The 12,384-nt window shown below is 72.8% G+C and carries 10 protein-coding genes; 6 read left to right on the top strand and 4 right to left on the bottom strand.

Going from position 1 to position 12,384, the window contains the following annotated elements; translation table 11 throughout:
- Positions 1–98 precede the first annotated feature (98 nt).
- The 3 genes from NGF19_RS03190 (at position 99) to NGF19_RS03180 (ending at position 2,322) form a co-directional block, all read left to right on the top strand.
- Complete coding sequence (locus NGF19_RS03190) at positions 99–638, top strand: SAV_6107 family HEPN domain-containing protein (RefSeq protein WP_252421993.1); 540 nt, start codon at positions 99–101, stop codon at positions 636–638.
- Positions 639–823: 185 nt separating this feature from the next.
- Positions 824–1,648, top strand: a complete 825-nt coding sequence (locus NGF19_RS03185) for a methyltransferase (RefSeq protein WP_252421992.1) — start codon at positions 824–826, stop codon at positions 1,646–1,648.
- A gap of 278 nt (positions 1,649–1,926) precedes the next feature.
- Positions 1,927–2,322: an SCO2097 family morphological protein gene (locus NGF19_RS03180; RefSeq protein WP_252421991.1), complete on the top strand. Its 396-nt coding sequence runs from the start codon at positions 1,927–1,929 to the stop codon at positions 2,320–2,322.
- A 248-nt stretch (positions 2,323–2,570) separates the two neighbouring features.
- On the opposite strand, the gene NGF19_RS03175 is transcribed toward NGF19_RS03180, so the two are convergent.
- The 4 genes from NGF19_RS03175 to NGF19_RS03160 all read right to left on the bottom strand — a co-directional run bounded on the left by NGF19_RS03175 (position 2,571) and on the right by NGF19_RS03160 (position 8,303).
- A complete protein-coding gene (locus NGF19_RS03175) occupies positions 2,571–5,060 on the bottom strand; it encodes a transglutaminase TgpA family protein (protein ID WP_252421989.1) in 2,490 nt (829 codons plus the stop codon).
- On the bottom strand, positions 5,057–6,415 hold the full coding sequence (locus NGF19_RS03170) for a DUF58 domain-containing protein (protein ID WP_252421987.1): 1,359 nt from the start codon (positions 6,413–6,415) through the stop codon (positions 5,057–5,059). The genes NGF19_RS03175 and NGF19_RS03170 overlap by 4 nt, the downstream gene beginning before the upstream one ends.
- The gene (locus NGF19_RS03165; protein WP_372505559.1) at positions 6,415–7,479 is read right to left on the bottom strand and encodes an AAA family ATPase; all 1,065 of its coding nucleotides are present in this window, start codon (positions 7,477–7,479) and stop codon (positions 6,415–6,417) included. Before NGF19_RS03165 ends, NGF19_RS03170 begins: the two co-directional genes overlap by 1 nt.
- A 281-nt stretch (positions 7,480–7,760) precedes the next feature.
- The gene (locus tag NGF19_RS03160; protein ID WP_252421985.1) at positions 7,761–8,303 is read right to left on the bottom strand and encodes a beta-class carbonic anhydrase; all 543 of its coding nucleotides are present in this window, start codon (positions 8,301–8,303) and stop codon (positions 7,761–7,763) included.
- A 421-nt stretch (positions 8,304–8,724) separates the two neighbouring features.
- On the opposite strand from NGF19_RS03160, the gene rsmH reads away from it, so the two are divergent.
- The 3 genes from rsmH (at position 8,725) to NGF19_RS03145 (ending at position 12,296) form a co-directional block, all read left to right on the top strand.
- Positions 8,725–9,723 carry a 16S rRNA (cytosine(1402)-N(4))-methyltransferase RsmH gene (gene rsmH / locus NGF19_RS03155; protein ID WP_289734014.1) on the top strand — a complete coding sequence of 333 codons (999 nt, stop codon included), beginning with the start codon at positions 8,725–8,727 and terminating at the stop codon, positions 9,721–9,723.
- 72 nt (positions 9,724–9,795) lie between these two features.
- Positions 9,796–10,344 carry a cell division protein FtsL gene (gene ftsL, locus NGF19_RS03150; RefSeq protein ID WP_252421981.1) on the top strand — a complete coding sequence of 183 codons (549 nt, stop codon included), beginning with the start codon at positions 9,796–9,798 and terminating at the stop codon, positions 10,342–10,344.
- Between the two features lie 5 nt (positions 10,345–10,349).
- Positions 10,350–12,296, top strand: a complete 1,947-nt coding sequence (locus NGF19_RS03145) for a peptidoglycan D,D-transpeptidase FtsI family protein (RefSeq protein ID WP_308288442.1) — start codon at positions 10,350–10,352, stop codon at positions 12,294–12,296.
- The last annotated feature ends 88 nt before the right edge of the window (positions 12,297–12,384 follow it).

Below are 12,384 nucleotides of genomic sequence, written 5' to 3'. Positions count from 1 at the left end.
TGAGGCAAAACCCCAGATCAGAACGGATTGTCAGTGCCATATCGCACGATGGGTACATACGGCCGCAGTGCCGTCACCCAGACGACAGGAGGCTCGTCATGGCCAGCCACCACGCAGCCGCCGCCCCCCGGCGCCGCGGCATCGGCCCTGCCCCCTCACTGACCGGCCCGGCGGGAGACGTGCACCCCGTGCTGCGCCGGGCCACGGCCCCGCCCGCCGCGCTCGACCTGCTCGCCCAGGCCCGCGCCGGACTCGACGAGGCCGCCGTCCTCGAAACCCCCAACGAGCGCTATGCGACGGCCCATCTGGCGGCCCTGCGCACCGCCGCCGCGGTGCTCGCCGCCCGCGGACGTCCGGAACCCACGGCGCGGGGTCGCGCGAGGATCAGGAGCGCCTGGGACGTGCTGCCGGAGACAGCCCCCGAGCTGACCGAATGGAGCGCGCTGTTCGCCTCCGGAGCCGCCCGTCGCGCCCGCGCCGAGGCGGACATCCGGGGCGCGGCCAGTGCCCGTGACGCGGACGACCTGATCCGGGACGTGGCCATGTTCCTGCGCCTGGTCGAGCGGATGCTGGCGGCCCAGCCCGTCCTGCCGAGGCCGAGGTGGGAGGAGAGCGAGGAGATACCGGACGCGGGGTGAGCGGGGCCGCGGGGTGCCGCGAGGTGGTGCGGGGGTGCCGCGAGGTGGTGCGGGCCGGGATCCGGGCAGGTCGCCGGAGGCAATAGGGTGGAGTGGCCTGAAGCCTTTCGCCCTGGTCGGGACCGGAAGGCCGTCCGATCGCTCCGCCGCACAGCAGGCGGTGCCGCGCCGAGGAGTCAACTGCCGTGTCGGACCCTATGCGCCCGCCCGTCTCCCACCACCACGCTCAGACGTCGCTGGGCTCCGATCCCTCGCGTCCCCGCGCCTCCCTGCGCACCGCGGTCGTCTGGGAGGTCCTCCAGGACGCCCTCGACCGCCGCGTCAAGGCCACGGGGCGCGAGGTGCTGGACGTCCTCGACGCCGGCGGTGGCAGCGGCAACTTCGCGGTGCCCGCCGCCCGCCTCGGCCACCGCGTCACCGTCGTCGACCCCAGCCCGAACGCGCTGTTCGCGCTGGAGCGCCGGGCCGCCGAGGCCGGGGTCGCCGACCGGGTGCGAGGAGTCCAGGGCGATGCCCACGGCCTCTTCGACGTGGTCGAGCGGGGCGGCTACGACGTGGTGCTGTGCCATGGCGTCCTGGAGTACGTGGACGACCCGGCCGAGGGCCTGCGCAACGTGGTCGCCGCGCTGCGCCCCGACGGCGTCCTCAGCCTGCTCGCGGCCGGTCTCGGCGGCGCCGTGCTCGCGCGGGCCCTGGCCGGGCACTTCACGGAGGCCAAGCAGGCGCTGGAGGACCCGGCCGGGCGCTGGGGCGAGAACGACCCCGTACCGCACCGCTTCACCGCCGAGCAGCTCAGGGCGCTCGTCGAGGACGCCGGGCTGAGCGTCGCGGCCGTGCACGGCGTCCGGGTCTTCGCCGACCTCGTGCCCGGCGTGCTGGTCGACACCGAGCCCGGCGCCCTGGACGCGCTGCTCAAGCTGGAGGCCGCGGCGGCCGAGTCCCCCGCCTTCCACTCGGTGGCCACCCAGCTCCATGTCCTCGGCGAGACGCGGGGTCCCGCCGGGTCCTGAGCCGTCGCCCGGGACGGCGCCGCTGATCAGCGGCGCGGCGGCAGATGGTGTACGCCACAGCCCGCCCGATCGGGAGCTGTGAGCCGTATGATCGAGGGACACCGCCCGGCATGACGGGTCGGCTGCTGGGGAATGGAAGCTTCAGCGAGCCGGGACGGGTCATGGCGGATTCCGGTTGGCCAATTGGCGTAGAGGGGCGGGTTTCAAGGGGGCGATTCCCTGCCTATCCTGAAGGGGACCCCCGGTCGCCCCGGCGACTGCACGATGAGGAGGACTCCGTGCCGCTCTCGGAGCACGAGCAGCGAATGCTCGAGCAGATGGAGCGAGCGCTGTACGCCGAAGATCCCAAGTTCGCGACAGCGCTTGAGGGAAGCGGGCTGCGTACGTACACCCGGCGACGGGTCTACCAGGCGGTCGTGGGCTTCCTGGTGGGTATCGCGCTCCTCATGGCCGGAATGGTCGCTCAGCAGATCTGGGTCAGCGTGGTCGGGTTCCTGGTCATGCTGGGCTGCGCCGTACTCGCCGTGACCGGCTGGCGCAAGGCCCCGAAGCCCGGTGAGCAGGGCACGCCACCCGGTGTCGGCGCCCGCGGCGGGCAGGCCCGCCAGCGACGCTCCATGATGGACCGCATCGAACAGCGCTGGCAGCGACGCCGGGACGAACAGGGCCACTAGGGCCTCGCGTTCGGATCAGTCCAAGACCCGAGTATCCAAGACCCGAGTATTCAGGACCTGAGGACAGGGGCGACCACCGATGAGTGGTCGCCCCTGTTCGTCGTTGTTCGTCGTTCAGGCACTTGTCGTTCAGGGTGCCCGTCGTTCCGGCCGGTTCTTCGAAACGGAAGCCCGTACCGGGAAGCCCGCGTACGGGGAAGCCCGTACCGACCGCCCGCCCCGGCCGCCGGGGCGGGCGGTCCCGTACGTCAGCCGCTCTGCCGCTGCTCGGAGGGACGCCGTACCAACGCCGTCCAGCGTGCCGCCAGGCGGGCCCTGCGCGCCGCCCAGCGGTCGGTGAACGCCCACACGGCCCGGACGGCCGAGCGCGGCGCCAGCACCGCCCGGACCCGGGTCCGCCGGTCGGCCACGGACCGCAGCCCGGCCCGCACCCTGCGTACGTCCCCGACCAGCCCGGCCTGGACGCGCGGTCGCGGCGCGAAGAGCACCTGCTCCACGGCACCGGCCACCCGGTGCACCGCCTCGGCCGCCGCCCCGTCCAGCCGTCCGAGCCGTACGATCCGCTCGGCGGCCTTCCGCGGGGTCAGCGCGTCGTCCGGCACGATGCCGTGGTCCCACGCCGTGTCCGTCAGCTCGCGCCACACGGCAAGGGTGTGTTCGACGGCCACCTCTGTCGAGGGGACGGACACCCCGCTGTCGTCCGGGGCAGGCGGGGAGGCGGGCCGACCGTCCCGGTGACCACGGCCCTGCCCCTGGGACGAGGACGAGGCCGCGTGCCGGGCGGAGGCCAGCCGCACCGACCGGCGTCTGAGCCGCCACAGCAGGGGCGACAGCGGCAGCGCCGCCACGACCAGCCCGAGGAGGGTCCACGCCAGGACCTGGTACCAGCGCGGGCCCCCGCCCGAAGAGCCGCTCGACGGCGGCGGCAGCGCGGTGTCGCACGCCTGCTCCCGCTTCAGCACCGCCGAGCAGCTCTCGCTCGCCGACGGTGCGGCCGAGGGCGCCGAGGACGACTCCGTCGACGGCCGCGGCATGACCGGATCCTGCACACCCGGCGCGTCCGGCTGCGTGTACGCCGGGCTGGAGCCACGGGTCGGCGTCGGCTCGAACCGGGTCCAGCCCGCGCCCTCGAAGTACAGTTCCGGCCAGGCGTGCGCGTCCCGCAGTCCCACGCTCATGGAACCGTCCGCCTGCTGAGTGCCCGGGGTGAAGCCCACCGCCACCCGTGCCGGTATCCCGAGCGTGCGCGCCATCGCCGCCATGGCGAAGGAGAAGTGCACACAGAAGCCCTGCCTGTCCCTGAGGAACCGGGCGATCGCCCCCGGACCGCTGCCGACCTTCACCTCGGTGCTGTAGGTGAACCCGCCGTCGGAGGCGAAGTAGTCCTGGAGCTTGACCGCCTCCTCGTAGTGGTTCGACGCCCCGGCGGTGACCTCGCGGGCCGTCCTCGCGACCATCGCCGGCAGGGACCCCGGTACCTTCGTGAACGCGCTCTTCACCGACGGCGGCGGCTCCGGCGCCGCGGCCAACTGCTCTGCCGTGGGCTGCACGACCAGGCTTCTGACCTCGTAGCGCGCGCCGCGTGTGTTCTGCCCGTGATCGCCCACCAGCGTGCGGCCCACCGGCTCGTACCGCCAACTGCCCTTGATCTTCACCTGCGTCGCGGGGTACGGCAGTGGCAGCCAGTCCTGCGCGTACCAGTCCGCCGCGGAGATCCTCGTGTCGACCTCGGTCCGCCGCACGCTCCCCGCGAGACCGCTGGGGGTGGGCAGGGTGTCCGGTACGGCGCTGATGTGCCGCCGGGCCGGCTTCCAGGTGGTGCCGTCGAAGTCGTCCAGGGCCACGATCCGCAGATACATGTCCTGGGTGGTCCGGGAGTTGGTGCGGTACGCCATGACCTGGCGGTCCTCGTCCGCGTTGAGACTGTCACGCAGGGACACCAGGGGGTTGACCGCGGAGACCGTGCCGCCGTCGCCCGTGCCCGAGCCGCTGCCGTTCCGGGCGCTGTCCAGCAGACCGCCGTCGAGCGTGGGCAGGGCGATCGGCACCACCAGGGCGACGCCCAGCGCGACCGCGCCGATACGCCGTCCGGCGCGTACGGGGGCCACGGCGCCACCCGAGGCGGCGCCCTGGGAACGGGGCGCGCCCGTGAAGACCCGCCCCCACCGGGAGAGCCGGTCACGGCCCTCGGCCAGCAGCAGCATCAGATAGCCGCCCGCGGCGATGAGGAACCACAGCCAGTCGGCCCCGCCCTCGGACAGGCCCGCGGCCACCGAGTACAGCGCGAGCAGCGGGAGTCCGGCCGGGGCCGCCGCGCGGAACGTCACCGCGAGCGCGTCCACCAGCAGGCCGATCACCAGGACCCCGCCGACCGTCATCAGCCGGATCCCCGGGGTCAGCGGCGCCGGGGTCGCATACCGCCCGACGTCTTCCGCGCCCTGCTGCAACAGCACCCCGAAGTGGTTGAAGGCGTCGGGACCCGGAACGAACCCGGCGACGGCCTGCTCGCGGGCGAAGACCAGCGTGAGCAGCAGCAGGCCGACCACCCCTTGGCAGGCGATGGTCAGCGGACGGGCCAGCGGGACCCGCCGTGTCAGCGCGCCCACCCCGGTCTGCGCCGCCACCAGGAAGGCCGCCTGGAAGAGCCAGGTCGCCGGGGACACCAGCGGCAGCAGGGCGCACGACGTCATCAGGGTCGCCGCCGCGGCACACAGGGCCAGCCGGGCCCGCCCGCTCATGACCGGCCGCCCGTACCGCTCAGGGCACCCACGCCCGTACGCTGCCGGTCCGCCTCGTGCCACAGCTCCGTCAGCGACCTGCTCCGGGGCACCGGCACCGCCGTCCAGCCCGCCTCGCGCAGCAGCCGCAGCCTCTCCTCGCTCCGCTCGCCCGTGTCCGGTTCCTCGGACGGCTGCCGCCCCCAGGCCTCGCTGTCGAGCAGGAAGGCGAGCGCGCCCCCGCTGCGCCGGCTCATCTTCGCGGCCACAGCGGCCTGTTCGTCGTCGAGATCGCCGAAGAAGGCCACCAGCAACCCCTCGTTGCCGCCGCGCAGCACCTCGTACGCCCGCGACAGACCCACTCCCTCCGAGTGGTCGATCACGGCGAGCGTGTCCAGCATCAGCCCGGCCGCGTCCGCGGACTCCTGGCTCGCGCCCGCGAACCCCTCCGCGCCCTCGCCCGGCACCGAACTGCCCGTATCGGTCAACAGTCTTACGGAGAAGCCTCGTTCGAGCATGTGCGTCAGTACGGACGCCGCGCCCGAGACCGCCCACTCGAAGGCGGAGTCCGGGCCCGTGCCCTCGAAGGCGACGCCCCGGGTGTCGAGCAGCACCGTGCACCGGGCGCGCTGCGGCTGCTCCTCGCGGCGCACCATCAGCTCGCCGTAGCGCGCGGTCGAACGCCAGTGGACCCGGCGCAGATCGTCGCCGTGGCGGTATCCGCGCGGGATCACGTCGTCCTCGCCCGCCAGCGCCACCGAGCGCTGCCGCCCGTCGCCGTACCCCTTCGCCTCACCCGCGAGCCGTACCGGCGGCAGCGGCTCCACGCGCGGGATGACCGTCAGCGTGTCGTACGTGGAGAAGGCGCGGGTCAGCTCGCACATCCCGAAGGGGTCGGTCAGCCGCAACTGGAGCGGGCCGAGCGGATAGCGCCCCCGCAGATCCGAGCGCACGCGGTACGACACCTCGCGTCGGCCGCCCCCCTCCACCTGGTCCAGGACGAACCGGGGGCGCGGCCCGAGGACGTAGGGCACCCGGTCCTGGAGCATCAGCAGCCCGGTGGGCAGCCGCGAGACGTTCTCCATCCGCAGATGGACGCGGGCCTCGGAGCCGACGGGCACACGGGAGGGCGACAGACCGCGGCTGCCCGCGACCCGGTAGCGCGTGCGGTACAGCACGATCGCGCAGACCACGGGCAGCACCGCCAGCAGCAGCCCGACCCGCAGCAGGTCGCCTTGGCCGAGGACGAAGGCGCAGATCGCGGCGGCGATACCGGCGGCGAGGAAGGACCGCCCGCGGGTGGTCAGCCCCGCGAGCGCGGCCCCGAAGCCGCCCTTGTCCGCACCGGCGGCGGGGGCCGTCCCCCCGTGTGTCATCACAGCCCCCGGGGCGGCTCGTGGGCGTAGCCGCGGTCCATCGCGAGACCGGTCTGCCGCTGGGACGCCGCGGGCACCGGGGTCTGCTGGAGGATCTCCTGGACGACCTGCTCCGCCGTACGGCGGCCCAGCTGGGCCTGGGCCGTGGGCAGCAACCGGTGGGCCAGCACCGCCACGGCGAGGGCCTGCACATCGTCCGGCAGCGCGTAGTCCCGCCCTTCGAGGGCGGCGGAGGCCTTCGCCGCGCGCAGCAGATGCAGCGTGGCACGCGGCGAGGCGCCGAGTCTGAGGTCGGGGTGCGTGCGCGTGGCGGCGACCAGGTCCACCGCATAGCGCCGGACGGCCTCCGCGACATACACGCCCCGGACGGCCTCGACCAGCTTCACGATCTCGTGCGCGTGCGCTACCGGCTGGAGGTCGTCCAGCGGGTTGACCCCGCCGTGGACGTCGAGCATCTGCAACTCCGCGTCCGGGCTGGGGTAGCCGATGGAGACACGGGCCATGAAGCGGTCGCGCTGGGCTTCGGGCAGCGGGTAGGTGCCCTCCATCTCCACCGGGTTCTGGGTGGCCACCACCATGAACGGGCTCGGCAGTTCATGTGTCTGCCCGTCGATGGTGACCTGCCGCTCCTCCATCGACTCCAGGAGCGCGGACTGGGTCTTGGGCGAGGCGCGGTTGATCTCGTCGCCGATGACGATCTGGGCGAAGATCGCGCCCGGCTTGAACTCGAAGTCCCGGCGCTGCTGGTCCCAGATGGACACGCCCGTGATGTCCGAGGGCAGCAGGTCGGGCGTGAACTGGATGCGCCGCACCGAGCAGTCGATGGAGCGGGCCAGCGCCTTGGCGAGCATGGTCTTGCCGACGCCGGGCACGTCCTCGATCAGCAGATGCCCCTCGGCGAGCAGCACCGTCAGCGACAGCCGTACGATGTCGGGCTTGCCCTCGATCACTCCCTCCACCGACCTGCGGACACGCTCCACAGTGGTGGTCAGATCGTCGCCCGCTCCCGACCCCGCTCGAGCGGGGAGACCCCCCCGGCTCGCACGATCGTCATAGGTCGTCACCCGGCCCTCCTCGCCCGTTCTTCCTCCGGGCCGACGCTCTGCGATGCGGCCCACCCCGAAACACGCCACACCACACGGGAATGTTCCGCGTGACGTCACACCCGCATTCTTGTTGCGTTGCTGGTTCGTGTCACTCGCCTGTGGATAACTGACCGCGGTATGTCGGCCTTACGGCCGTTTCGGCACAGCGGTCCCGGGACCATTGCCCGAATGCATGTTCGTCGTCCAGTAGAGCGAGACGAGGCGGGGCGAGCAGCCGGGGGCGCTGCCGCGGCGACCCGTTACGCGGGGTCGATCTCCCGCAGGAGTCCCGTCCGCACGTCGAAGACGAAGCCCCGCACGTCGTCGGTGTGCAACAGGAACGGGGAGGTCCGTACGCGCTGCATCGACTGCCGTACGTCCTGGTCCACGTCGCGGAACGCCTCGACCGCCCACGGCGGACGCTGGCCGACCTCCATCTCCAGCTCGTGCCGGAAGTCCTCGGTCAGGGACTCCAGACCGCAGTCGGTGTGATGGATGAGGACGACGCTGCGGGTGCCGAGCGCGCGCTGGCTGACGGTCAGGGAGCGGATCACGTCGTCCGTGACGACACCGCCCGCGTTGCGGATGGTGTGGCAGTCACCCAGCTCAAGGCCGAGCGCGGCGTGCAGGTCCAGCCGGGCGTCCATGCAGGCCACGACGGCGACCCGGAGCACGGGGTGCGCGTCCATGCCGGGGTCGGTGAACGCGGCGGCGTAGCCCGCGTTGGCCGACACGAGGCGGTCGGTGACGGTGCCGACCAGGGTGCCCTCGGGACCGGCGGGTGCGGATGCGGAAGTCGTCATACCCAAGACGGTACTGGGCGCGGGTGATCCAGGCCCGCTGTGAGACGGGACAAAGAACACGGGCGCGGCTTGTTGTGAGGGAACCCACACGGACGGTGAAACGCCGCCGCGCGGGCGGATTCTCGCGGATCATGCGGCCGTGACCAGCCAGGGTGCGACGCGCAGGCCGGTTGATTGACCGCAAGACAGGGTGGACTAAAGTGACGCGAAGCGGGAGGCGTGAGGCTCTCCCTGCGGACTGTTCACCCGAAGATCCCGGCAGTGTGCCGGTTTCTCCCCGCGTGCGCGGCGCGTACGTACGGCTCGGCCTCCTCCCGCTCCTGGTCGGCTGACGCATTTGGCGCCGGCTTGCCTCCCCTTCGTGAGCGGGCGGGGACCCGGCGGTGCGTGCCGTCGCGCAGGAATCTGAGAGGCCCCGGAATTGGCAAGGCGCGAAGCGCTTCCGCAGCAGGGCGGCGGCGGGCGACAGCAGGACCGACATGTGCCGGTCATGCTCCGGCCGTGCCTGGACATGCTGGCCCCGGCCCTCACCGAACCGGGCGCCGTGGTGGTCGACTGCACCCTGGGCCTCGGCGGCCACAGTGAAGCCCTGCTGACGCGGTTCCCCGAGGCCCGCCTCGTGGCGCTCGACCGTGACACGGAGGCGCTGCGCCTGTCCGGGGAGCGGCTCGCCCCCTTCAAGGACCGCACCGACCTGGTGCACGCCGTCTACGACGAACTCCCCGACGTCCTCGACCGGCTGGGCATCCCGCGGGTCCAGGGCGTGCTGTTCGACCTCGGGGTCTCCTCGATGCAACTCGACGAGGCCGAGCGCGGGTTCGCCTACGCGCAGGACGCCCCGCTCGACATGCGCATGGACCAGACGACCGGCGTCAGCGCCGCCGAGGTCCTCAACACCTACCCGCCGGGCGAACTCGTACGGATCCTGCGGGCGTACGGCGAGGAGAAGCAGGCCAAGCGGATCGTGTCCGCGATCGTGCGCGAGCGCGAGAAGGAGCCGTTCAGCAACAGCGCGCGGCTCGTGGAGCTGATCCGCGACGCGCTGCCGCAGGCGGCCAAGCGGACCGGCGGCAACCCGGCCAAGCGCACGTTCCAGGCGCTGCGCATCGAGGTCAACGGCGAACTCGCCGTCCTGGAGCGGGCGATCCCCGCGGCCGTGAAGGCGCTCGCGGTCGGCGGCCGGATCGCCGTGCTGTCCTACCACTCGCTCGAAGACCGTCTGGTCAAGCAGGTGTTCGCGGCGGGCGCCGCGAACACCGCGCCGCCCGGCCTGCCCGTCGTGCCCGAGCGCTACCAGCCCCGGCTCAAGCTCCTGACCCGTGGTGCCGAACTCCCCACCGAGGAGGAGGTCGCCGAGAACCGCAGAGCGGCTCCGGCCCGCCTGCGGGGCGCCGAGCGCATCCGCGAGGACGTCGAGTGAACCGGACGAGAGGGGTGGGCGAGTGAGCGGCGGACTCCGGGACGCGACCGTCCTTCAGGGGCGGGAGGGCGTGTGAGCAGGAAACCCCGGCTCCGAGGGCGGGCCGCCCGGCTGGCGCGGCTCATTCCGGCGGGCGGGGGCGGCGCCGCCCGTACCCCCTTCGTCCTGCTCGTCGTCGTGCTGCTCGGCGGCGGGCTCATCGGACTCCTGGTGCTGAACTCCGCACTCAGCGAAGGCGCGTTCAAGCTCTCCGACCTTCAGCGGGAGACCAAGAACCTCACCGACGAGGAGCAGGCTCTCCAGCGGGACGTGGACGCCTACGCCGCCCCGGACGCCCTGCGGCGCCGCGCCGACACGCTCGGCATGGTCCCCGGCGGCGACCCGGCCTTCCTCGGCCCCGACGGCACGGTCAAGGGCGTCCCCCGTCCTGCCGCGCAGCCCTCGGCGAGCCCCGCGTCCCTGTCCGCGCCCGCGTCGCCCGGCCCGTCCCCGAGCACCACGGCGTCACCGTCCCCGAGCCGCACGGCCTCGGCCTCGGCGTCGCCGTCGCCGTCCCGCGCGACGCCCTCGGCGACCGGCTCCACCCCGTCCGCAGCACCCTCTCCGACTCCCGGCAGGTGACGGAAGTGTCCGACAGGGAACCGCCGCGACGCCGCGTGCCCGGCCCGGCCCGGCCCGTGCGCCCCGACGCCCGGCGCCGTCCGGGCCCCGGCGCCCGCCCCGCACGCCGCCCGGCACAGACCCGCGGCGCCGCCCGCGGCCCCCTCCGGCTCGGCAGCCCCCGCCCCCGGCTCCGCCTGATCGGCCTTGCTCTGACTCTCGTGATGCTCACGTTCGTCGGACGGCTGCTCCAGGTGCAGGCCGTGGACGCGAGCGCGTACACCGCCAAGGCCGACCAGAACCGCTACGTCGGCCGCACCCTGGCCGCCGAGCGTGGCAAGATCACGGACCGCAACGGCGTCGAGCTGGCGACCAGCGTGGACGCGTACGACATCACGGCCGACCCCACGATGTTCACCCCACAGGCCGCCAAGCGGCCGGACGCCCCGGAGCAGGCCGCCGCGCTCCTCGCCCCGATCCTCGGCCAGGACGCCGCGACGCTCACGCGCAAGCTCAAGACCCCGCACACCCGCTATGTGCTCCTGGCCCAGCGCCGTACCCCCCAGGTCTGGAACCAGATCAAGGACCTGAAGAACACGCTCGCCACGAAGGCCGCGCCCGGCACGGTCAGCGTGCTCGCCGGGGTCCTCGCGGTCCCCACCAGCAAGCGCGTGTACCCGAACGGCGATCTCGCCGCCGGGACACTGGGCTGGGTCAGCGCCGACGGCCGAGGCGGCGGCGGTATCGAGCGGCAGCTCGACAAGGAGCTGGCGGGCAAGGACGGCAGCATCCGCTACGCCCAGTCCGGCGGCCGGCTCGTACCGACCGCGGGCTCCGCCGAGACGCCCGCCGTGGCCGGGTCCGACATCGAGCTGACCATCGACCGCGACATCCAGTGGGCCGCCCAGAACGCCATCACCGAGCAGGTGAAGGAGTCCAAGGCGGACGGCGGGTACGTGGTGGTGCAGGACACCCGGACCGGGCAGATCCTCGCCCTCGCGAACGCGCCCGGCTTCGATCCGGGCGACCTCTCCAAGGCCGATCCGGCGGCCCTCGGCAACGCGGCCCTCCAGGACACGTACGAGCCGGGCTCCACCGCCAAGGTCATGTCGATGGCCGCCGTGCTCGAGGAGAACGCCGCGACCCCGACGACCCATGTCACCGTGCCCAACCGGCTGCACCGCGGCGACCGGCTCTTCCAGGACGACATCAATCACAAGACCTGGTACCTGACGCTCAACGGCGTCCTCGCCAAGTCCAGCAACATCGGCACCATCCTGGCGACCGGTCAGCTCGGCAAGACGCAGCCGGAGGCCAACAAGACCCTCTACTCGTATCTGCGCAAGTTCGGCATCGGCAGCCCCACCGGGCTCGGGTTCCCGGGCGAGACGCGTGGCATTCTCGCGCCGCCCGACGCCTGGTCCACCTCGCAGCAGTACACGATCCCTTTCGGCCAGGGCGTGTCGATCAGCGCGATGCAGGCCGCGTCGGTCTACTCGACCATCGCCAACGGCGGCGTCCGGATCGAACCCACCCTGGTACGCGGCACCAAGGGCCCGGACGGAGACTTCGCACCGGCCCCGAAGCCGCAGGAGACAAGGGTCGTCAGCGAGAAGACGGCCAAGACGCTGTCCCAGATGCTGGAGTCCGTGGTGGACGACGAGCAGGGCACCGGCAGCAAGGCACGCATCCCCGGCTACCGCGTCGCAGGCAAGACGGGCACGGCGAACCGCGTGGATCCGGCCACCGGCAAATACCGCGGCTACACCTCGTCCTTCGCCGGTTTCGCCCCCGCGGACAAGCCCCGCGTCACCGTCTACTGCGCGATCCAGAACGCCACCAAGGGCAACTACTTCGGCGGCCAGATCTGCGGACCCATCTTCAAGCAGGTGATGGAGTTCGCCCTCAAGACCCTCCAGGTCCCGCCCACCGGGGCGCGGCCCGCGAACCTTCCCGTCGAGTTCACGCCATGATCAGCACCACTGGAACGACCCACCAGGAACCAGCTCGTGACAACGATCACCCCCGATCCCGGGAACCAGCAGCCCTCCGAGCCCTCAC

Source organism: Streptomyces macrolidinus (genome assembly GCF_023887685.1).
GTDB classification, from domain to species: Bacteria; Actinomycetota; Actinomycetes; order Streptomycetales; family Streptomycetaceae; genus Streptomyces; species Streptomyces macrolidinus.
The sequence above is the reverse complement of the archived record's forward strand: the minus strand, read 5'-3'. Positions and strand labels throughout refer to the sequence as shown.

Excerpts from the sequence above, each read along its gene's own strand:
- NGF19_RS03190 (WP_252421993.1), top strand. The coding sequence starts at position 99 with ATGGCCAGCCACCACGCAGCCGCCGCCCCCCGGCGCCGCGGCATCGGC.
- NGF19_RS03175 (WP_252421989.1), bottom strand. The coding sequence starts at position 5,060 with ATGAGCGGGCGGGCCCGGCTGGCCCTGTGTGCCGCGGCGGCGACCCTG.
- NGF19_RS03170 (WP_252421987.1), bottom strand. The coding sequence starts at position 6,415 with ATGACACACGGGGGGACGGCCCCCGCCGCCGGTGCGGACAAGGGCGGC.
- NGF19_RS03160 (WP_252421985.1), bottom strand. The coding sequence starts at position 8,303 with ATGACGACTTCCGCATCCGCACCCGCCGGTCCCGAGGGCACCCTGGTC.